Annotated in this window: 14 protein-coding genes and 1 tRNA gene; 4 read left to right on the top strand and 11 right to left on the bottom strand. The window is 51.0% G+C overall.

Annotated features, from left to right (window positions below):
* Positions 1 to 808: 808 nt before the first annotated feature.
* A complete protein-coding gene (locus ACN0YN_RS05465; protein WP_002649391.1) occupies positions 809 to 982 on the bottom strand; it encodes a Flp family type IVb pilin in 174 nt (57 codons plus the stop codon).
* Positions 983 to 1,607: 625 nt separating this feature from the next.
* Positions 1,608 to 3,065, bottom strand: coding sequence for a hypothetical protein (locus ACN0YN_RS05460; RefSeq protein ID WP_417383980.1), 1,458 nt, complete (start codon positions 3,063 to 3,065; stop codon positions 1,608 to 1,610).
* A gap of 308 nt (positions 3,066 to 3,373) precedes the next feature.
* Here ACN0YN_RS05460 and ACN0YN_RS05455 point away from each other — a divergent pair, with 308 nt between their 5' ends.
* On the top strand, positions 3,374 to 4,288 hold the full coding sequence (locus ACN0YN_RS05455) for a glycosyltransferase family 2 protein (protein WP_417383979.1): 915 nt from the start codon (positions 3,374 to 3,376) through the stop codon (positions 4,286 to 4,288).
* A 38-nt stretch (positions 4,289 to 4,326) separates the two neighbouring features.
* Here ACN0YN_RS05455 and ACN0YN_RS05450 read toward each other — a convergent pair whose 3' ends face one another.
* The 5 genes from ACN0YN_RS05450 to ACN0YN_RS05430 form a co-directional block, all read right to left on the bottom strand.
* A complete protein-coding gene (locus ACN0YN_RS05450; protein WP_417383978.1) occupies positions 4,327 to 6,069 on the bottom strand; it encodes a divalent metal cation transporter in 1,743 nt (580 codons plus the stop codon).
* 277 nt (positions 6,070 to 6,346) lie between these two features.
* Positions 6,347 to 9,037: a M16 family metallopeptidase gene (locus ACN0YN_RS05445; RefSeq protein ID WP_417383977.1), complete on the bottom strand. Its 2,691-nt coding sequence runs from the start codon at positions 9,035 to 9,037 to the stop codon at positions 6,347 to 6,349.
* Between the two features lie 181 nt (positions 9,038 to 9,218).
* Entirely contained in the window at positions 9,219 to 10,145 is a 927-nt protein-coding gene (locus ACN0YN_RS05440; RefSeq protein ID WP_417383976.1) for a rhomboid family intramembrane serine protease, read from the bottom strand.
* Positions 10,146 to 10,224: 79 nt separating this feature from the next.
* Entirely contained in the window at positions 10,225 to 11,232 is a 1,008-nt protein-coding gene (locus ACN0YN_RS05435) for a hypothetical protein (protein WP_417383975.1), read from the bottom strand.
* Positions 11,233 to 11,284: 52 nt separating this feature from the next.
* On the bottom strand, positions 11,285 to 13,597 hold the full coding sequence (locus tag ACN0YN_RS05430; protein ID WP_417383974.1) for a transglutaminase family protein: 2,313 nt from the start codon (positions 13,595 to 13,597) through the stop codon (positions 11,285 to 11,287).
* Between the two features lie 625 nt (positions 13,598 to 14,222).
* Between ACN0YN_RS05430 and csrA the strand changes: the two genes are divergently transcribed.
* Both csrA and ACN0YN_RS05420 read left to right on the top strand, forming a co-directional pair.
* Positions 14,223 to 14,456 carry a carbon storage regulator CsrA gene (csrA, locus tag ACN0YN_RS05425; protein ID WP_417383973.1) on the top strand — a complete coding sequence of 78 codons (234 nt, stop codon included), beginning with the start codon at positions 14,223 to 14,225 and terminating at the stop codon, positions 14,454 to 14,456.
* Between the two features lie 364 nt (positions 14,457 to 14,820).
* Positions 14,821 to 16,221, top strand: a complete 1,401-nt coding sequence (locus ACN0YN_RS05420) for a DUF1501 domain-containing protein (RefSeq protein ID WP_417383972.1) — start codon at positions 14,821 to 14,823, stop codon at positions 16,219 to 16,221.
* Between the two features lie 108 nt (positions 16,222 to 16,329).
* Here the strand turns inward: ACN0YN_RS05420 and ACN0YN_RS05415 are convergent, their stop codons facing one another.
* From ACN0YN_RS05415 to ACN0YN_RS05405, 3 genes are all read right to left on the bottom strand, one after another.
* A complete protein-coding gene (locus ACN0YN_RS05415; protein ID WP_417383971.1) occupies positions 16,330 to 16,830 on the bottom strand; it encodes a hypothetical protein in 501 nt (166 codons plus the stop codon).
* A 122-nt stretch (positions 16,831 to 16,952) separates the two neighbouring features.
* A complete protein-coding gene (locus tag ACN0YN_RS05410; protein ID WP_417383970.1) occupies positions 16,953 to 17,384 on the bottom strand; it encodes a hypothetical protein in 432 nt (143 codons plus the stop codon).
* Positions 17,385 to 17,643: 259 nt separating this feature from the next.
* A tRNA-Arg gene (locus tag ACN0YN_RS05405) sits at positions 17,644 to 17,717 on the bottom strand.
* Between the two features lie 301 nt (positions 17,718 to 18,018).
* Between ACN0YN_RS05405 and ACN0YN_RS05400 the strand changes: the two genes are divergently transcribed.
* Positions 18,019 to 19,674: a Na/Pi cotransporter family protein gene (locus ACN0YN_RS05400; protein WP_417383969.1), complete on the top strand. Its 1,656-nt coding sequence runs from the start codon at positions 18,019 to 18,021 to the stop codon at positions 19,672 to 19,674.
* A 32-nt stretch (positions 19,675 to 19,706) separates the two neighbouring features.
* Here the strand turns inward: ACN0YN_RS05400 and ACN0YN_RS05395 are convergent, their stop codons facing one another.
* Positions 19,707 to 20,807 carry an acyl-CoA dehydrogenase family protein gene (locus tag ACN0YN_RS05395; RefSeq protein ID WP_417383968.1) on the bottom strand — a complete coding sequence of 367 codons (1,101 nt, stop codon included), beginning with the start codon at positions 20,805 to 20,807 and terminating at the stop codon, positions 19,707 to 19,709.
* Positions 20,808 to 20,907: the final 100 nt, after the last annotated feature.

Here is a 20,907-nt window from a genome sequence, read left to right as displayed (position 1 = left end):
GCACAATCGACGGAATCGACACTGATATGATTTGGATTCTTATTAATTAGCTTAGGTCACAGGTTCAGCAGAGGAGTGAATATCTTCAAATTTTCTCTGGTTTCTGGAACGCATCACATTTAACCAGAGCGTCCCGCAAACCATGATACGCAGTCCAAATGGCCCTGGAGACGCTGCATGCAAGCTGGCACAGTCTACTGGCCCGCTTTCCGGATGTGGAAGGTGTGAATGTGTCTGCCGGAGTTTGACAGCATTCCGGAAGGTAAGAACTCTCGTGCTTTATCAAGCTTGAAATTGAGGGTCAGGGCTGTTGTTTCCGTGCTCCGTTGTCGCACTCTCGTGATTTCTATCAACCCAAAATTTAAAAATGACACTCCACCAGTCATAAAAACTGTCGTTTCACAACACGCTTTAAGTTGTCGGAAACTGACAGGATCGATATCTCTTCTGCGTCCTGGTTCGCTGCAATCTCTCCTCCCGAGGGGAGAGTCATTCGATTCAGCGATAGACGTTTTTTCGATGCAGTATCAGATTTAACAGCGGCCGCAGGTCATCAGAGATGTGAACCAGACAATGACGGTAGCCATCATCATGAATAACTCCAGAATGGCCTCCAGCGGTGCATCAAAGCAGTAGGGAAACATTCCACTTTCTCCTCAAATTAAATTACACACTTCAGACTTATGTTTTATTTTTTTCAGCAGGCGATTCCATAACGCTTAAAGAATCGCATACGCAAGAAAACGCCCAGCCGATGATTCGACTGAGCGATTTTCTATAAACATTTCGGTAATACAACTGGCCTCTATTAGGTCAATGCATCACGTACAGCTTCAAACTTCGCATTGGCGTTTGTTCCGACAGCCTGAATAGCAGTCAGACAAACGATAACGATCAGAGCCAGCATCACAGCGTATTCAACAGCTGTTGGACCATCTTCTGAAACCAGGAAGTTCTTAATGCTCTTTGTCAGATTCTTCATTGTTGCTCTCTTTCTTTCCAATTGGAGTCGACTCATGAACCACATGTATCGACACTAAACAACCAAGCTATGAAAGCCGCGACTCCATTAGTTCGCTTTTCCCACAGCTCACCCGAAACACTTGCTTCTTTGAGTAACATCCTCAAATGAAGCTCCCAATATGCCCCCTCTTAAGAAGAGCAGAATTTCTGTATCTAGTAACTGAAATACAGAAATGGTATTGGAGTTATTTAATTCACATAACAACGGAAGTCACTTCCGATATAATGTCATTGCTGTTGTGCTCGTTGCTTCAACTTTGAACTTGTCTTGCAAACTGATCACACTTAAAAGTAGGTCACGGGTTAAGACAGTCAAGCAGAGATGCAAAAGATTTTTTAAGAAAAACACCGGGTTTATCAAAAGAAACACTCAAGCTTCGAAAAACTCTACGCAGCCAGAGCATTCAAAGGCATGATGCAAAAAAACAACATGCCGTTATTTTCTTAAAAAAAGCAACGCGAGTCTGGCTGAATTTTTTCAGGGAGTCGGAACCGTCACCCTGCACGCAGAAACGTGCTGAGTTTCACATCAACGCCGCCGGTTCATCACAAAAACGAACTCGAAACAGAGACTGTCGACAACGTCAGGGGGCAGACGACCATTCCTGGATCTTCTGCTGCATCCGTTCAAGGTCCAGCTCATCCGGCTTCGTCTGATTCAGCGCCTGCTTGAGAATTGCGACTGCCTGCTCTGAATCCCCCTGGCTGTGATAACTGTTCGCCAGTTGAATCTGTACCACCGGGATTTCGGGAACCTGATTCGACGTGTACTGCCAAAGCGTCAATCCATCGCGCCAGACCGTCAGATAGCGTTCTGTCTGCCAGCTGAAACGCGTCAATAACGACAGCACCAGTACGCCAAATACCGCCGGCAGGAAATATCCTGATCGGGATTTCAGCGGAAAAACATGTACCAGAAAGCGGTCTCTTAATCGCTCCAGTAACTGCATGGTACCGGCAAAAATCAGGGCAAAGAAGGGGATCGAAGGCAGGTACAGATACCGGTCATTCATCAATGTCGTTATGGGAAATAAATTCAACACGGGAATCAACAGCAGAATGAATGTTGCTCCTGCAAACAAGATCAACGGCTGCCGCTTCCCCATGCGGACAAACAGCACCGCCGCCAACAGCCAGCACATTGCTGAAATCGCGACATTCCAGGCAATTCCACTGGTCGGAGGATCGTACAGTACGGATCGGGTTCCAGGCCAGAGCAGCATCTGCACGTATTTCGACATAATGACAGTATCAACGGAAATCAGCTCCAGTTTGCTCATACCAAAGTGATCACGGACGCCCCCCAGTTCACTGGTCTGGGCCAGCATCGTAATCACGAGCAGCAACAGGGCACAGCAACCGGGAAAGATCTGTTTTTTGACTGCTTCCCGGAATGGTACTTTTGCCACCCAGAAGTCGTAACAGAACACAATGGCTGGTACAACCACTGCCAGAGCCTTGGAAAGCAGGGCACAGATGAAACACAGGAATCCACAGGTATTCTGTTCCAGAGTGCGATCTTTTCTGAGCCAGTACCAGAGCGACGCCAGGATAAAAGCGCCGGACAGCAGCCCCTTACGCGAAGAGATCCAGACCACGGTTTCCACCTGAACGGGATGAATGGCAAACACGGCTGCCGTCGCCCAGCCCAGTAACCGGTTCTGAGTCAGTCGCGTGATCAGCAGAAAGACAAGAACGACATTGACCAGATGTAATAAAATATTCGTCAGATGATATCCGCCGGCCCAGAGTCCATAGACGCTATGATCCAGCAGAAACGAGAATACCGTCAGCGGTGCGTAATTTCTGGTCACCACCTGGGTGGCAACTTTCTGCAGATTTTCGGGATGCCAGCTCTTAATCAGCGGATTATGGATGACGTACCAGGGATCGTCCCAGTTGACGAAATCAAAACTGATCGCTGCTCCAAAACTGATCAAAACCAGCAGCGCCAGCAGAACGCAGGCGCGCCACTGCTTATGAACTGCCTGGAATAACTGCCAGGGGAGTTCCCGCGGATCTGATTGGAGCTGTTGCGACATTCGACTTTTCCAGCAAGGATCATATTCATCCAGGACCTACTCTTAAACATAGGTTGCCCACAGTAGAGTGCACGCGCAATGCAGAAAATGTTGTTTCTCGGCAACATCAATCGTTTCCCCAGCCGCGATATCCGGAACAACCGGTCCAGGCTGACTTCCTTCTGCTTCAGATAAACTTACGCTTACCCCACCCGGAGAATGAATCCTCACCACTCGGGAAATAAAGCTAAGCTTCCCGCAGACCATGTTCTACTGACAGCGCACCTGTTTCGCTGCAACTCGATTCAATAAAACCCGGAGAGAGAAACTTGCTGATATCACTGTCCAACACAGAACTTGAAAAAACTCCCTCCGATCCAGTTATGGCTCCGGACAGTGCAGAGAGTATGGCACAGTTCCAGAACCTGGAACCACTGCTGGAAGAAATTGAACGCCGTTGTAATCCGCAGGGAAAAACCATCGTGGTGATGCCGGCCTATAATGCTGCAACAACTCTGGTTAAAACATTAGCTGATATTCCAGCAGACGTGGTTGACGAAATCATTCTTGTTGACGACGGCAGCACTGACGGAACGGTCGATCTGGCGTTGCGGCAAGGTCTGACGGTTGTGAAACATAAAGAAAATCGAGGCTACGGCGGGAACCAGAAGACCTGTTATCAGTATGCGCTCGAATACGGTGCAGAATATGTAGTGATGCTACACCCTGACTATCAGTACGACAGCCGCGTTGTGGGAATCGCCATTCAGCTGCTGCGTCTGGGCATCTGCGATGTCGTGATGGGTTCTCGGATCCGCACCAGACAGGAAGCTCTGGCAGGTGGTATGCCTGCCTGGAAATATCTGGCCAACCGCCTGCTGACGATTACCGAAAATATGGCATTGGGACAAAACCTGGGTGACTTTCACAGTGGCTTCCGCGCCTACCGCAGAGAAGTTCTGGAAACCATTCCCTTCGAACGAAACTCGGACGACTTCGTCTTTGACAGCCAGCTACTTGCACAGGCAGTCTATTTTCAATTCCGGGTAGGCGATATTCCTGTTCCCGTCCGTTACTTTCCCGAAGCATCCAGCATCAATTTTATACGCTGCGTCAAATATGGCATGGGCACACTGGCTGTTCTCGCACGCTTCTGGGCGCAACGACTGCGGATCCGCCCTTCGAAGATTTTCTTCAGCAAGAAGTACGACTGCGACACAGACAACCGGGTACAACTGCAATAGTTTCCTTTTACAATTACCCGGCTGAACTGCCTCTGAAATTACTCACCCGATGACGAAGGAGCTGAATCGGAACTGCCGCGTGTGAAATGCACGATAATGGCAAGACCAATAAAGCCTCCCAGAGCAGTAAATCCATAGGTAGCGAAAGGAGTGGATTTAATACTCCAGACACAGCCGAAGGTTGCCAGCAGGGTGGAAATGCCCATCGCCAGGTTCCAGGCCACACGTTTGCCCCCAGTGGGAATCCGGTCTCCCAGAATTTTCGGTGAGTTCATCATGAAGAAGAACGTGGCATAAGCAATCGGCAGCAGCACCATTCCAAACATGGAAGTCGGCACCGCCAGCCAGGCTTTGGCATCTGAATCGCCCCAGATAAAGGGTCCCGCAATTCCAGTCAACGCGGGCATAAAACAGCCAATGCGATGGAATGTTCCCCGTGGTTCAACCCCCAGCATTTCACAGAATACAAAGCCATTGATTAACATCAGAATGATGATCGTCGAAATGGCCATCGCGACAACGCCCAGACCGAAGACAACCTGTGAAACCGTAGCCCCCGCCAGCGGTTTGAGTGCCGCTGCTAACTGAAACGCATCCCGGTTGACCAGCATGGCTGCCAGCTTACGTTCGGGCAGAGGCAGCTCATTTCGTTTTTCCTGCAGGGCTGCCGCATTGTCTGCCTGCTGTAATCCGCTCCATTCTTCAGGAGAAACTTCCGTTTTAATACGGTTGTCGAGCAGCTTGTTGTATTGTCCCAATAAACCGGGATCTGCCTTTACAACCTGACCTTCGGCATTGGTTTCACCCAGCAATCCCGCTGCGGGTTTCGCATGAAACTGAGAGGCAGCAGCAATAACAACACAACTGGTGGCCAGTACAAAAGGGACAAATAACCCGGTCGCCAGATCGAACATTGCCAGACCACGGAAATCTTTATCCCAACCTTTGGCCCGCATCGAATAAGGCAGCAGGAAGGTCATATTAATCCCGACCGCGGTCGCGGCTGCGGTAATCATCACTTTCTGCTGATTTCCGACAATCATGTTCTTCCAGTACTCAGCATAACCGCCGGCCTGTGACAGCACTTCGGAAAACTCAGGGGAAGGATTGACAAACAGACTGAAGTTCGGAATATAGCCGGCGAGAATTTTTCCCCAGTCCAGATCGTTCGTGGATATACTCATTTTAAGAACGACGCCGAAGAAACAGAGCACAACGATTCCCACCAGGATTTTCAGAATCGCTTCAAACAGTTTGATGCCCCATCCGCCGGAATCGTAAAACCAGATGACAATTGCTGAAATCACAAACAGGACTGCCACCGCTGAGATCAGACCATTCTTGGGATCACCAAAGAGTTCGGGCGCCAGATTCTGCTGCAGAGCTGCCGTCCCTAACGCATACTGAGGCATAATCCAGACCAGATTCGCCATCAGCGTGGCAATTGCCCAGCCCCACCCCAGCACCGGGTTGATATGAGTATTGATCGCAGCAAACGGACGTTCTTTAGTTGACAACGCCACATAACCAATGGCACTGAGCATGATCACACCCATGATCATTGCCAGTGGCTGCAACCACATCAGATGATAACCGGAAAGAATTCCCAGATAGAGACCACCGGCCAAAGATCCGCCCCCCAGAGTAATCGCACTCTGTAACCAGCCGGGACCGGAAAGCTTTGTGTAGGCCAGTATCTTGGCACCGGTCCCTTTTGCCTTCGCGTCCAGGATCAGTTGACGGTCTTGTTCAATCCGTGAATTTGCTGTTTCATCTGCCATTGCAAACTCTTGCTATATCTAGGTTTATTTAAGTTACTTTACAATACTTTGTTCAGAACGTGGAAAGGACCAAGGTAACCAGTTGGCTGTTGAGAATCAAGCAACGTTGATTGATCGCCGGTTGAGATTATCGATCTGTAATGTAAGGGTGTACGATTGCTGCAAACGCAGATAACGTCAGCGCAGAAGAAGAGAGTGGGGGAAGTTGACATCCGGGAGGAAAACCAGCGCGTCCCCCGGACAGAGACTGTCCGGGGGATTGAATCGCTGCAAGAAATTACTGTTTGAGGCTTCCTGAAACAGTAATGATCAGGTTCGCGGGATCAATATATTTTGCGAATGCCTTCTGAGCCGCATCCGCAGTGACCGCGTTGACTTTTGTTTCGAGCTCGGAATAGTAAGTCATATCCCGATCGGCAAACAGATTGGTTGACAGGATGGATGCCAGAGACGCATCACTGGTTCGTGAAACCTCCTGCTGTTCCAGATAACCTTTCTGAGCATTGGCCAGTTCCTCAGCTGTGATCCCTTTTGCGATCAGCAAAGCCAGCTCTTCCTTAATAGCGGTTTCCACCTTTTCCATATTGTCCGGATTGCAGCTGGCGTACAGGGAAATCGAACCGCGGGAATCCACGTTATCCGCATGAATGAATGCGCCAACACCATAGGCCAGACCTTCTTTCTGACGGACACGATCTCCCAGACGTGAGGAAAGACCACTCGACCCCAGCACCGAGCCAGCCACGATCAGATCGGGATACTCGGGAGAGCTGCTGTTCATCGGAAACGTCAGACCGCCAAAATAGAACGCATTCGCTTTGTCGGGAATAATGATTTCCGTCAGTTTACCGGGAAGCGCATGGGGTTCTGAAGGGATATGCTTGTAGGGAGCAGGTGACTTCCAGTCATCCAGCATGGATCCCAGTTGGGCATAGACTTCGTCTTCAGAGAAGTCACCGACAACGGCGATTTCACCCACAGAGCCGCCGATGAAGTTTTCATACAGTGATTGCAGATCACTCTGAGACAAGGCTTTGATCCGCTCAATTTCCTGTTCGATCGTTGGCACATAGCGGGGATCGGATTCCGGATAGGGACGAAGCTGACTTCGTACCGAGAGAATCGCCCGTGACTGAGGATCGGTTTTCTGTTTTTCCAGAGTCGCAATCTGCTGAGATTTCAGCACATCCAGTTCGGTTTCCGGCAGGGTTGGCTCGCGGAGGATTTCCTTGAGGATGCTCAACACTTTGGAAAGACTTTCACTGCGGGTTTTGATCGCGACATTGATTTCGCCGGGTGAACCGGAAATGCTCAACTGGGCACGCAGCTTATTGAGTTCATCTTCAATCTGCTGACGTGTCCTGTTTTTTGTTCCCCGCTTCATGACGGCAGGCAGAAATTCGCAGGCGGTCTTTTTGCCCTGCAGGCTTTCCAGGTCCCCATAACGGAGCGTCATATTCAGATTGACTTCTTCGCCGCGGGTCTTTTTGGAAAGCAATGCGACTTTCACGCCACTGGAGAGTGTTTTCAGCGTCGTGCGTTTATTGATATTCTCAGGCGAGACATCGAAGTCTTCCCCCATCGCAACCGTTTCGCGTCCCTGGTAGTCACCAATCATTTTGGCGATGTCATCGATCTGCGGAATGGTGACCTTCTGGCTTTCTTCGACGGGAACAAAGATCCCCACGGTTCGGTTGTTCTCTTTCAGATATTCGTCCGCGACACGTTTCACATCTTCGGGAGTCACTTTTTCCAGAGCATCACGATACAGGAACCGCAGACGCCAGTCCCCCATCGAAACCCATTCGGAAAGCTCAACAGCCAGTCGAGAGCTGTTATTCTCAGCCTGCTCATACTGTTTCAGCAGTTTTTCTTTAGCGCGGGCCACGTCTTCAGCGGGAATCCCTTTTTCCCGGACGGTCTGCAGCGTATCAAACATAATGCCCAGAATGACCTGAGGGTCGTTGCCTTTGATGACTTCCACCATCAGTCGCAATACGCCGGGATCGTGTAATGCAAACAGAGATCCAGAAACACTGGATGCCTTTTTGGTCTTCACCAGTGCCTGATACAGAACGCCTGAAGGATCATCGGTCAGTGTGGATTCCAGAACATCCAGAGCCGCCATGTCTTTATGAGCAGCAGCAGGAATGTGATAGACGACACCGACCACGGGGACTTCACCAATCCGCCGCAGTGTGACGATGCGTTCCCCTTCCTGCGGAGGTTCTTCGGTATAAGTTTTATCGAGTTTGCGTTCCGGTTTGGGAATGGTTCCGAAATACTGGTTGATCAGCTTCAATGCTTCGTCGGTATCAAATTTTCCGGCGACAATTAAAACCGCGTTATCGGGCTGGTAATATTTTTTGTAGAAGCTTTTCAGGCGGTCTATGGGAACACGCTCGATATCGGCCCGGTTACCAATCGTGGATTTCCCGTAGTTATGCCATTCGAAGGCGGAAGCCATGACTTTCTGCATCAGCATGCGGGATGGGCTGTTTTCACCCCGTTCGAATTCGTTGCGGACCACTGTCATTTCCGAGGCCAGGTCTTCCGCTTTCACATAACTGTTCATCATGCGATCGGCTTCCATCTTGAGTGCAAACTCCAGATTGTCCTCGGTTGCGGGAAGCGTTTCGTAGTAGTTCGTTCGATCGTACCAGGTCGTTCCGTTGAACTGGGCACCACGGGCCTGCAGTTCTTTGGGAATATTCTGATGGGTGGGCGTCCCCTTGAACAGCATGTGCTCCAGCAGGTGCGCCATCCCGGTTTCGCCATAACCTTCATGCCGGGAACCGACCAGGAGGGTCAGATTCACGGTCACTTTGGGGCTGGACGGGTCTGGGAACAGCAGCACTTTCATGCCGTTGGCCAGGGAATACTCGGTTATGCCTTCAACGGTCCGAATTTTTTCAGGTGGGGCAGGGTCATCAGCGGCTGTCAGAAATGATTGGGAAGCAAAGCTCATTACGAAAAGTACCCCTGCGGTTAAACTCCATTTTTGTCGATTCATCATCCGATATCTCGCTCCACTAGAGAGGGTCAGCAATTTTGTCAGTCCTTAACTCAACAGCATCTTCAATTCATTGTCCGAATTATAGGCGATTCCCGGAGAGGCAACAATCACTGACTCCGAGAATTCATCGACTTCAGTTCGATTTACCGGCCTGTTTTAAAAACGTGGTGCCCACGCCAATCAGCATGCCCATCCCCAGGCCCCCGGCGTGCGCCATGTTGGCAACGGAGCCCATCGCGCCGGTCATACAGAGAAAGAACCAGCCAATCAGAATCACAACCATATTGGGGGGAACATAAAAAGCAGACTGTGGATCGAATTTACTTTTCATCCACATATACCCGAACATCCCATAGACGACGCCCGACAGACCTCCAAAGCCAGGTCCCGACCAGTAAAACTGAGCCAGATTAGACGGGATCGCCGTCAACAACACCAGTAAAATCAGTTTGGTGCTGCCGCGATTCATTTCAATCGCGCCACTTAATTGATAGGTCATAAAACAGTTGAATAACAAATGCAGAGGTAGTCCCGAGGAACTCCGAAAATGAATAAAAATCGGTGTTACCAGCCGCCAGACTTCCCCGTCGCGAATATCCAGCAGATACGGGCTGTAACGGATCATATTACCTGTCGTCTGAAAGGAACTGATACTCAAAGCCTGCCTGATCTGTTCTCCATACTCACTGGTCTGCATAAACAGATACACGACCACTGACACGCCAATCAGCAACGACGTCACCGGACAGCGGCTGGTGAAGGGCTGATTCCAGGTCTCACGGACATTCACCTGCTGGCGGGCGCTGTCGGCTGCTTTTTTGATTTTCGATTCGCGAATGGCTTCCGCCTGCCGCGCGGCTCCCTGAAATTTTTCGGCGTCAGGATGCGCGATATAGTCATTCAACTCGACTTTGGCATGTTCGACCTGATCTTCATCATAGACCCAGATCGACCACTGGTCGACAGACTGTTCCACCTTGATTTCCACACCTGTCGTCAGCAGATAATCTTCGAACTGTTTTGCCTGCTGCCCGGAAGGAAGGGAGCCGATTTTTCTCATTCTATTTTCAATCCATGCCTGATGAGCACAAGACTGGATTCATCCTGAGACCAGATTACCCCTGAAGAACCAGGGACAATTAATCCTGTGCTAAAGCAGATAAATGTTTTTGAACCGATTTTTGTAACGTTGCATGATCAGACCACGGAGCATAATGCGCCCGCATTACGAATCCATACGCTTCACCTGGCCGATAGTCGGGGATAAACCACTGAAAATCCCAGGCAGGATTCTGACCGCCACCTCCGGTTGGTGACTGTGCCAGCCAGATCTGATCACGGTCTCTGAAGAGTTGAGTATAGGAATAATTATCACGAATACCATAGTACCATGGTTGGGAATAACGGTAAGCAGACGGATGATTCACCAGAGTTAACGGGAAATCCGCAGCCAGTTCCGGAAAAAATGTCGCATGCAGCGGCGGATGCGTACTGTCAACTCCATGCGAAGGCGTTCGCGCATGCAAAAGTGATTCCCGTTGATTTACCTGATCCTTCGGTTTGCCGTAAAAGTGAATACGGCGATCTTCCGGTGCCTGAATATAACTGGCCCAGAACAGTCCAATAAACCCGTTTTTGAACAGAGCGGCGTGCGGGATACACTCAAACGTATATTCCAGAGTCCCGTCTTCCAGCAATTGATACCGGCCGCAGCTTTCCAGTTTCCAGTTCTCAGTGGGAGGCTGATACAACTCGACCGTATCTGCAGAAATGATCCGCAACTGCATCGGAAATTTGCGTGGCTCGAATTTTTCCTTCAGACTGGTCGTGCCATCATGGATGTGCTCAAAATTCAAACCAGCCAGGGCAGGGACAAACAGATTCTCTTCCTGTCCGGTCCATTTAAGTGACGCCACGCCATTATAACCTGCGCGATGCCCCGGCAGTGCTTTGGTATCAACGGCAGAATTGTCAACGATGATCGCCGTCACTTTTCCCCGCTTAAGGGTCACCGCATGCTGGTCTGTCAGCTGATATTTGATTTGTGGATTGGTGAGGCTTGTTCGCCGGGGAGCAGCGAGCGGATGCGCGGCACAGAGCAGGGGAACCTCGATCAGCAGCATCAGCAGACAGAAACCCGGTTTCATCCAACTCACTTCCAATCTCCGATCTCAAAAGAATTTAAACGGGCCACTGCAGTTACTCGGACGGCTTCACGGTCTCCAGAAAATTACGAAACTCATGAATGCGGCGCAGATCAAATCCCTCGGGGGACTTTTCCAGCAGATAGTCGGCATCGGTCTTCGCTTCGGCAATCCTGCCTGTCTGGTAACGTAAGACGGCCCGCAACCAGCGTTCCTGCATCAGATCTTCGTCGATGGCAATCATCGTCTCGACATATCGCAGCATGGACTGCATGTCCTCATCGTCCCGCGCCAGATTCAGCAGATTCCGCAGCATCCGTTTGATGATTTCTTTTTTGGGCTGTGCCTTGAGAAACTCTTCATCAAAGCGGCCACTGTTTGCGGAGACGATCATCGCTCTGGCCTCTTCCTCATTTATTATTTCGCCCCCCTCGAAGACGTCGACCAGCTCTCCCTTTTCAGCCGTTGAGTTCACGCGAACCACGAAATGACCGGGCAGTCCCACTCCTTCGATGTCGAGCCCCAGGCGGCGTCCGAGTTCCATATACAGAATTGCCAGAGTAATCGGCAGGCCTTCGCGGTCTTCAATTGTCTCGTTGATATAGCTGTTGGAACGGCTGTAATAATTCGTGCGACTGCCATGAAAACCGGTTTCGCGGAACAGGTAATCGTTAAGTGCCTTGAGCTTCTGTCTGGGAGTCGCCTCCGCGGGCAGCGTTTTCTGGATTTCTCCCACCATGCCTGCAACCTGATTGAGATAGGTTTTGACTTCCACTTCTGAATTATCCAGCCGCGCAATCAGCAGGGCTGCTGCCAGCAGATCGATTTCTGATTCCTTCTCTTTTTTGAACAGTTGCTGCAGATCATCGCGAACCGCTCGTTCATGAATCGACTGCGCCAGCTGCTGCAGTCGCTCCGCCTGTTTCGTGAGTAGCCGTGCACGTTCCTGCAATGCCTGCTGTGCCCGTTTCTCATCGGTTTCTTTGATGACTTCTTCCACCAGCGCATCGTGGGGAGGCCGGTCCACGCGCAGGTCTTCGGTCAGGTCGAGAATTTTCTGTGCGGTCTCTTTGGAAGGGCGATAGGGAGCAATTTCGCGGGCCACCTGAAATCCCCGAAACGCAGCCACCGTGTTCCGGAACTTGGCCAGTCCCGCTTTCCCCTGTGTATAACGCTGGTCTTTCACTTCGAAAACCTGCTCATCATTCACAAAGCAGAGAATCCGGTCGGTTTCCAGGCGGACTTTGAGCTGGTTCCATTCTCCTTCGCGATACGAATTGGACTTCTTCTCTTCCAGCACCCGCCACAAAAAGACATCGGAACCGTCAAAACGACTGATCCGCAAACTCTGGTTGCTGGGATAGAATCCATAATGCCTGGTATTTTCATCGGAGTAAAAAATCAGCCCTGCAGCGCCCGACTCGTCATCCAGTTTGACTTCAACGGCAATTTCATAAGGCAGCGCGGGCAGGTCTTCCTGCGAAACGCACAGCGAGCGACTCCCTAAACCGCTGCCGAATCCTTCCACCATAATACGACCGGCACGCTGTCGCCAGCGCGAGCCAAACAGAGGTTTCCACTGCCGCTCGTCAAGCGTGCCGATGGTCAGCCAGCGATTCATGGGTACGGGGTTCGGTTTTTCCAACAACACTTTGAGCGCGCTGATATTCACCGCGTAACCGAGATTGCGCGTGACCGCCGACTTCAAAGTCACAATTCCCTGGACGTGTCCCTGTGCATCCAGAACGGGTCCTCCACTGTTCCCCGGTTCGATCGGGATGGCCAGCTGAATCATCGGCTTGCCGTCAATCTCCCGTGTTCCGGAGTTGACCCCTTTGACGACGCTGTAACGTAAGCCTTGCGGATTCCCCAGCGCGATGACTTCTGCGCCCTGCTTGAGTGAATCCGGTTCCGCCAGAGTTAACGGCGTCAGATCTTTCGCGTCGATCTTCAGCACGGCCAGGTCCATCTGTCGATCGGTCGCGTGCACTTCTTTCACATCAAATTTGTTTCCATCCATAAACTGCACGGAGATGGGGCGTGCCTCGCCAATCACATGCAGGTTCGTGGCGATCAGACCATCAGCGCTGATCACAAAGCCGGTTCCCAGACCCGCCTGCTGACCATCGCGGCCTGCAAAGGAGACCGCCACCACGGATGATTTCGCCTGCTCCGCGAGTGCCTCTGCAGAGAGTGCCTGCCCAGGGTAGAGGTCAACGATCTCAGGGCGGCGGGCGGCAATCGGTTCTTCCGAATCGGGATCTGCAGAAAAGACCGGCGGCATCATCAACAGCATCATCCAACCAGACAGGATGAATTTAACCTGTCTGCGATAGAACCTGACGGTTCCGGTCTGGCATCCGATCATTTCTTGTTTCCCTTCAAAAGGAATTGCATCAGCCTGGATCCGGTCTCCAACGAACAACAACTGCCAATTCAGATCAATCCGAGCAGTTGAAGTCTCTGTTTTTAAAACCGGAAGCGCTCAATCAGGCTCACTCTCCTCAGTATTGTATTTCCCCGGGGCAGAGAATGCAAAAAAGAACAGGCGGATTCAATTCATTCTAAAATGCTTTCAGGAAATCACTTTCGTACTGTCATTGAAGCTGGATTCGCGCGAAACCTGTACCGGAATCAACAATTTTGTAAAAAAGTAAAAACTGGTATTGCATAAAAAATGAGTAAGAACTAAATTTCGCGCCAGCAATCAACTACTCGCCCGGCAGGTGCCGGCCGCATGCTCGCCGCTGGAGGTGCGAGCGCATAGTAATACACTGAGAGACACAACAGCAAATTACTGCTGAATTGAGTTGAACAACTAGCTCAATAATGCCTTTGGTTGCCTGATTCTACCCACCGAACTTGAAAGAATTTCGGTGATAAGCGAAACGACCCCACGATTGCAAAATCGAACCGTTTCGAGCCCCACTGCAGGCGATCTTTAAGATTGTTCTACACACTACTCTTCCACATTGATTAGAAGGAGTCTACAAATGTTGGTCTTATCCCGCAAAATCAACGAAACGATTCAAATTGGAGACAACATCCAGATCACCATTCTGGATACGAAAAAGGGGTCCGTCCGCATCGGCATCGCCGCTCCCCGGGAGATTCAGATTTCCCGTCCCGAGCAGGCCAAACAGACCGTGACTCAGGAAGTATCCGCCCAGGAACCAGCCCGGGAAAACTCACAGTTTTCTCTCGCGTTTTGTGGCACGATTTCCTGAATCGAGTTCCATCGAATCGGACAGTCAGAGGAAGCGCTCCCGCGCTTTCCTGCTCCTGTCCGGACGGAGTCCCACTCCAAAACCTCCTGAACTCCCCACGACTGATTTCACCCGCCGACTTCTCTGAATCAACTTTTGAAAACGATCAGTACTCCCTGCCAGGTTCAACGTGCGCGCCGGCAGGGAACCGGATCGGTGCAGGGAATCGGCAGACACATCAATTTCCGCTTGTATGTTTCTCGCAGTCCGGGTAGAATCAAAACTTAACAACCCTGCGTAATTCCTGCACAGGATTACCACAAATTAAGAGCTCCCCCAAGTGATTTGAATTTCCCGCCTGTTTCCATAAGTCAGAGGTGACTCCATGAGTTCTGACCGTTCCGTCTACTGTCCCGGCCCGATGTCACGTCGCAGTTTTCTGGAGGCGGGTTACCTGGCGCTGGGAGGACTGGGACTGGCGGATCTGCTGCGCCAGCGCGTCCTGGCAAACTCGCTGAATCCCCAGGCAGGGAACCGCGAAGAGACTGCTGTGATTTTCATCTGGCTGCTGGGCGGTCCCAGTCATATGGAAACGTATGACATGAAACCGAATGCCCCCAGCGATTACCGCGGTCAGCTCAACCCGATCGCAACGAACGCACCGGGAATCGAAATTTGCGAACTGCTGCCGCACCATGCCCGAGTCGCAGATAAGTTTTCGATTATCCGTTCGATCTCGCACGAAGATTCGCAACACGCCCGCGGTTCGGTTCGTTTTCTGAGCGGTCGTAAAACACAGAGCGTCGATCCTGTTTCGGAATTTCCGACTGTGGGACCGATCGTCGCCAAAATGCGCGAGCACCGGCGTGTCGGAGTCCCCAATTATGTCGCCAGTTCTCCCCGTGCCTATGGCGGGGGGAGCGCTTACCTGGGTGAATCTGCAATGCCGTTCGTTGTCGGCGGCAACCTGGGTGCACCAGGTTATTCGGTCCCCAACCTGTCTGTTTCGAACAGCGTCAAAGACCGCCTTGACGACCGGCTGGGGCTGCTGCAGTCGTTTGACCGTTTCCGCAGAGACGTCGACCTGCACGGCTCGATGGCAGCCCTCGACAACATCAACGAGCAGGCCCTGGGCATGCTGACCAGCGACAAGGCCCGCGCCGCCTTCGATCTGTCGCAGGAGAGTGATGCGACCCGGGATCGTTATGGCAGACACAAATGGGGCCAGCGCGCGTTACTCGCGCGACGACTGGTGGAAGCGGGCACCAGTTTCGTCACCATGTATATGAATAACCCGGATGTACCTGGCACCCAGAAAAACCGCATCCATTCCAACTGGGACATCCACGCCATCAACGGCGATCTGTATTACGATCTGGGCGTGCGGATGCCCCCCTTCGATCGGGCCGTCTCCGCGTTGATTGAAGACATTTACGACCGCGGGCTCGATAAAAAAGTCATGCTGGTCGTCTCGGGAGAATTTGGCCGCACTCCCCGCATCACCGTTCAACCGGGAACGAAAAGCAAAGTCATGCAGCCCGGCCGCGATCACTGGCCAGGCGCTATGTCGGTGCTGGTCTCCGGCGGCGGTGCTCCCATGGGGCAGGTGATCGGTTCCACGACTGCCAAGGGGGAATACGCCAAAGACAACAAGCTGGATCCCAACGATCTGCTGGCAACCGTCTACCACTTCCTGGGCATCGACCAGAACCACGAATTCCTGGACCGCAGCGGACGCCCCATGCCCATCCTGCCCCACGGCGCCCCGATCAAAGAGCTAATCTGATCCGGCAGCACTGCTTGTTTCTCAAAGACCCTCGGCTGGGCTAATGCGGTTTCGTTTTTTAATGCGACGTAAAATGCGACGTAAAACCTACGCACTTATGACAATTCACTAACCGAGTCTCCCCAAAAGCGGTTCAATCAGTTTCTGTGTTCCTGAAATTTGTTCTTTGATCGACTCTTTCAAGAGTGTGTGCGAATCCAGAAGCCTTTTTCTATTTTCGCCATGTATTTGAGTTATGAAGATAGGATCAAAGCGTAAATTGAAAAGCGCGTCTACCTTTCGAGTCAAATGGGTTAATTCATACCTTAACTTGTCAATTTCTTCACAGAGTGAAAAGTCTTCCAGATATTCATATTTGATTGATGATGTGGAGTTCAAAATAGCTAGATCCAAGTTAAAGAAGGGTGTCGCACCAGGGTTACTCACCCATTCTGATAAATTTGCGAGTAGATCATTGTTATGTTTTATCGCAGCTTTCAGCCCCTCACGTAGTTGATTGCTTTTTAAATCATCATCTTCTTTTTTCATCAGACGAGATGCCACAAGTCCCAAAATAAAGCTCACCAAACATCCAAATATAATTAGCAAAAGCTCTACTACAGGATTCATGAAATCCTCCCTGGTAAGTACGCGAAAAGATTTTTTGCCTGACTCAATAGAGTAATTGTTGCACGAAGAATTTCAAACACCTATTCAAATCTGGAGGTCATTAGAAGTGTCAGGATCAATAATTATTTGACCTGCCCCGCATTATGGGAATCTCGTTTTGGTTCGGTTAAACCTGCATCGAGGACGCAACAAATCTGAAGAATGACACCAGGGACAAGGTAGGCGGAATAGCCGATCAGAATGCAGATAAACCATAATACAGCCCGCAAGAATTGCCCTTTATACAGTTGACCCAGTCCCGGGAAACAGAATGCCAAAAACATTGCCAGCAGCGCGTTCCACTGCCTTGGCTGATTGCTAATGCCAGAGTGTTGTGCATCATCGAAATTGGCGCTCTGTGAGGCATCCCGAGAGTGTGATGGCTCTGGCAAACTTCCGTCCTCGAACGGGATATCAATCTCATTATTGCATCCCAGGCAAAAACCTGGTTTGCCTGCAGCAGCATTGGGAACTTTAATCCTTTTTCCACATAGTGGGCATTGAAATTCGATCATCGTGTTTTCAAGTCTAAGCGTACTGGTCTGCTTTCCCGTTCTGTATTTATTCAACCCTATACATAAACAAGGGTCATCACAACTACAAGCAGGGGACGACACAGCAGTCAGCAGAAGCTCGTCAAACGTCCCGAATAGAACCTGGGGACAGAAGTTCTTCAGAAGTGAAAGTGAAGAAGGCGTGCTACCCCAGATTATCGTTTCTTCGCAGAGAAAACGACAACAGGGCACAGGTTTCAAGCATCAACCTGAATCGAAATACCCCCGGCTGGGCTCGAACCAGCAACCTCTGGCTTCGGAAGCCAGCACTCTATCCAATTGAGCTACGGGGGCTCATCTTTCTGATACCTGAACAGGCTTCTCTTATGTTCGACCTGTTTTGGTGTGAACCGATCTCAGACCGGTCTATGAACTGATTTACCGTGAGAGACGCCAACACACAAGGATCAGCGCCATGATTTTAGTTCTGTCTTGAAAGACAGCCCGCTCAGACCCTTGTAATATTAACAGATCTTCATAATAAATATGCACAATCTTAACAACCAGCAATTCATATGAACACCTGCCAGATACCCCGATCCGAATCTTTGGGGTAAATACCAACACGATAGGTTTAAAAGACACAATGTTTGAAATGACGACCACCCTCATTGGAGGTCTGGGGATCTTCCTCCTGGGAATGAAATACATGTCTCAGGGGCTTCAATCGATTGCCGGAGCCAGTTTAAGGCGGCTCATCGGTGCTGTCACCAATAACCGGATTCTGGCAACACTCGTCGGCTTCCTGGTCACCGTTCTGGTTCAGTCCAGTTCTGTGACAACCGTGATGACCGTCGGGTTCGTGAACGGGGGCCTGATGTCTCTGACCCAGGCGATCGGCGTGATCATGGGTGCGAATATTGGGACGACCTCCACTGGTTTGATCCTGGTATTGAAGATCGGTAAATATGGTCTGCCCATTTTAGGGGTTTCCTCCTTAGTCTATCTGTTTTCCAAAAATGAAAAACTGCGCTACACAGCTTTAGCAACCATGGGTGTCGGCATGGTTTTCTTTGGCCTGGAACTGATGAAAGAGGCTTGTGAATTTCTGGAGGACGTACCTGAATTCAGGCTTTGGTTCCAACATTTCAAAGCCAACTCATTCATTGGGTTGTATCAGTGTATGTTCGTCGGTTGTATCCTGACGATGATCGTACAGTCCTCTTCCGCCACGCTGGCGATCACACTCTCAGCCGCCAGTGCCGGGCTGATCCCCTTTGAAACGGCCGCCGCCCTGGTTCTGGGAGAAAATATTGGGACGACGGTTACGGCTCTTCTGGCATCAATCGGTACTACAACCAATGCCCGCCGCGCTGCCTACTTCCATTTTCTGTTTAATATTGGCGGGGTTCTCTGGGTTTCGACGATCTTTTTCTGGTATGTCAAATTTATTCCGTGGCTGATTGATGTCGACGTGACTGAAGTCATCATGGTAGGAGATACGCCCACTTATCCTTCGACTGCACTTGCAATTGCAGCGACACACTCCGTGTTCAATATCGTCAATACTCTCGTGTTCCTCCCCTTTGCCGGTAAAATAGCAACACTACTCACACGAGTCGTGAAAGATAAGCCACAGGAAATTGCACACCTCAAAAGCCTTGATGTTCGCATTCTGGAAACACCGGCGCTCGCCATTAATCAATCACGGGCCGAAGTGATTAAGATGGGTGTGATCTGCGATGAAATGGCCCAGATACTGTATCGAATTCTGTCTCAAAAAACGCCTGATCCCCAGGACGTTGAGAAACTGTTTCAGCATGAAGAAGCACTCGATCAGATGCAGGATGAAATTACCAGCTACATCACCCATCTGCTCGCCATGGATCTGACGCAGGATGTGATTTCCAAAGGACGCTGCCAGTTGCGTATGGCAGATGAATACGAATCCATCAGTGACTACCTGCAGCGAATTGCCAAATTCAGACTGAAATTAAACAAGCAGGGCAGAGCCTTTGATGACGCCCATAACAGCTCACTGCTGGAACTGCTCACGATGGTTGAAAAACAGTTGAACCACGTCACCACCGCCTATCAACAGTCTCACACCGACGTGGTTTCCGCGACGATTCGCTCCGGCACGGAAATCAAGCACAAGGTCAAGACACTGCAACGGGAGCACCTGGACTACCTCTCTTCTGAAAAGGTCGATCCCTATATCAATGTCTCATACACATCGACGCTGAATGCCTTACGCCGCGTCCGGGACCATGTGATTAATCTCGCGGAAGCACTCGCCGGCGAAAAGTAAACCGGTTCCGTCACCGAAAGTCGGGGCACCCGCTAATCGAGCACGCAGGCGAACTCTTTCATATTGGCATGGACCACCGGCTGTGGACAGGACCAGACCAGAAAGAACATGGCTTCGCGAATGGCACGCTCGGCAGGATGCCCTTTGACAAAACCGGCGCCTTTGACCGCGGCCAGCAATGCCTGGGAAGCACGCAGGACCAGCGAGTTTGACTGACCGCGAATCTTCTCGGAAAATCCGCCATTGAGGGTGCCCGCTTTAAGGGTCTCGAACATTTCTGCACAGATGCCTTCACATTCGGAGTTGAAGGGTTGATAGATTTCCAGCAGATCGGGGCGCTTCTCGGCTTCTTCTCCCAGTTTTGCAATCGCTCTGCGGGCGACTCCCAGCGCGAGGGCAGACGTCGTCAAAGAGCCGGCGCCTCCCTGGCCATCGGGACGTTTCATCACATTCTCGACGGGGCCTGCAATGAGGTACTGCTCGGGAACAACAACCTGATTGAGTTTCACCGCGCCGGTTTGCGAACCCGTCATCGACAGCATTTCAATGGGCGGCTGAGGAGCGACTCCCTCACGATCGGTCTGAACCAGTGCCAGGATCTGAGTCCCGTCCTCACACACGCCACCGGTGACGATGTAGTCGGCATGGACTGCTCCCGTCACCCAGGGAACGAAACCATCGAGCTTCCAGCCGTCAGTGACTTTCTCTGCTGTCACGGTCGGCTTGCTTAAGTGCTGTCTGGAAGTGGTCAGGTGAGAAATTCCGACCGTGGCAAACTTTTCGCCGGCCGCCAGTTCCTGAAAGACCCTCGATTTCAATTCCTGATCCTGCGACCAGTTAATCCGCTGACAGGCGGCATTGAACTGAGTCAAAACAAAAGTCGTCGTCAGACAGGCCTCAGCGAGCCTGATGTAACCGTAGGTCATCTCCACGGAATTCAAATCGGTCCCGCCGAATTCCAGGGGAACATTCCAGCCCAGAACGCCCGCCTGCCTGATCTCGTGCCAGGCTTCCGCCGGCCAGGCTGTCTCAGAATCACTGTTTTCCGACAGCTTCGAAATCGTCTGGAGCAGGCTATCGAACTCGTCCTGAAATCGTTCGGGTCGATTTGCATTCAATGCAGATTCTGTCATCACTCTTCTCATTGCTGAAATAGTACTGTAAGCGCCACAGCATCCAGTCTATAAAAAAAGCCTCATACCCGAAAGTATGAGGCTGATCAGCGTTTACATG

The sequence above is a fragment of the Gimesia sp. genome (assembly GCF_048260065.1).
GTDB lineage: Bacteria > Planctomycetota > Planctomycetia > Planctomycetales > Planctomycetaceae > Gimesia.
Note: the sequence above shows the minus strand (reverse complement) of the source record. Positions and strands in the feature narration are given on the sequence as shown.

Excerpts from the sequence above, each read along its gene's own strand:
- ACN0YN_RS05465 (WP_002649391.1), bottom strand. The coding sequence starts at position 982 with ATGAAGAATCTGACAAAGAGCATTAAGAACTTCCTGGTTTCAGAAGAT.
- ACN0YN_RS05460 (WP_417383980.1), bottom strand. The coding sequence starts at position 3,065 with ATGTCGCAACAGCTCCAATCAGATCCGCGGGAACTCCCCTGGCAGTTA.
- ACN0YN_RS05450 (WP_417383978.1), bottom strand. The coding sequence starts at position 6,069 with ATGGCAGATGAAACAGCAAATTCACGGATTGAACAAGACCGTCAACTG.
- ACN0YN_RS05445 (WP_417383977.1), bottom strand. The coding sequence starts at position 9,037 with ATGAGCTTTGCTTCCCAATCATTTCTGACAGCCGCTGATGACCCTGCC.
- ACN0YN_RS05440 (WP_417383976.1), bottom strand. The coding sequence starts at position 10,145 with ATGAGAAAAATCGGCTCCCTTCCTTCCGGGCAGCAGGCAAAACAGTTC.
- ACN0YN_RS05435 (WP_417383975.1), bottom strand. The coding sequence starts at position 11,232 with ATGAAACCGGGTTTCTGTCTGCTGATGCTGCTGATCGAGGTTCCCCTG.
- ACN0YN_RS05430 (WP_417383974.1), bottom strand. The coding sequence starts at position 13,597 with ATGATCGGATGCCAGACCGGAACCGTCAGGTTCTATCGCAGACAGGTT.
- csrA (WP_417383973.1), top strand. The coding sequence starts at position 14,223 with ATGTTGGTCTTATCCCGCAAAATCAACGAAACGATTCAAATTGGAGAC.
- ACN0YN_RS05420 (WP_417383972.1), top strand. The coding sequence starts at position 14,821 with ATGAGTTCTGACCGTTCCGTCTACTGTCCCGGCCCGATGTCACGTCGC.
- ACN0YN_RS05415 (WP_417383971.1), bottom strand. The coding sequence starts at position 16,830 with ATGAATCCTGTAGTAGAGCTTTTGCTAATTATATTTGGATGTTTGGTG.
- ACN0YN_RS05410 (WP_417383970.1), bottom strand. The coding sequence starts at position 17,384 with ATGATCGAATTTCAATGCCCACTATGTGGAAAAAGGATTAAAGTTCCC.
- ACN0YN_RS05400 (WP_417383969.1), top strand. The coding sequence starts at position 18,019 with ATGACGACCACCCTCATTGGAGGTCTGGGGATCTTCCTCCTGGGAATG.
- ACN0YN_RS05395 (WP_417383968.1), bottom strand. The coding sequence starts at position 20,807 with ATGACAGAATCTGCATTGAATGCAAATCGACCCGAACGATTTCAGGAC.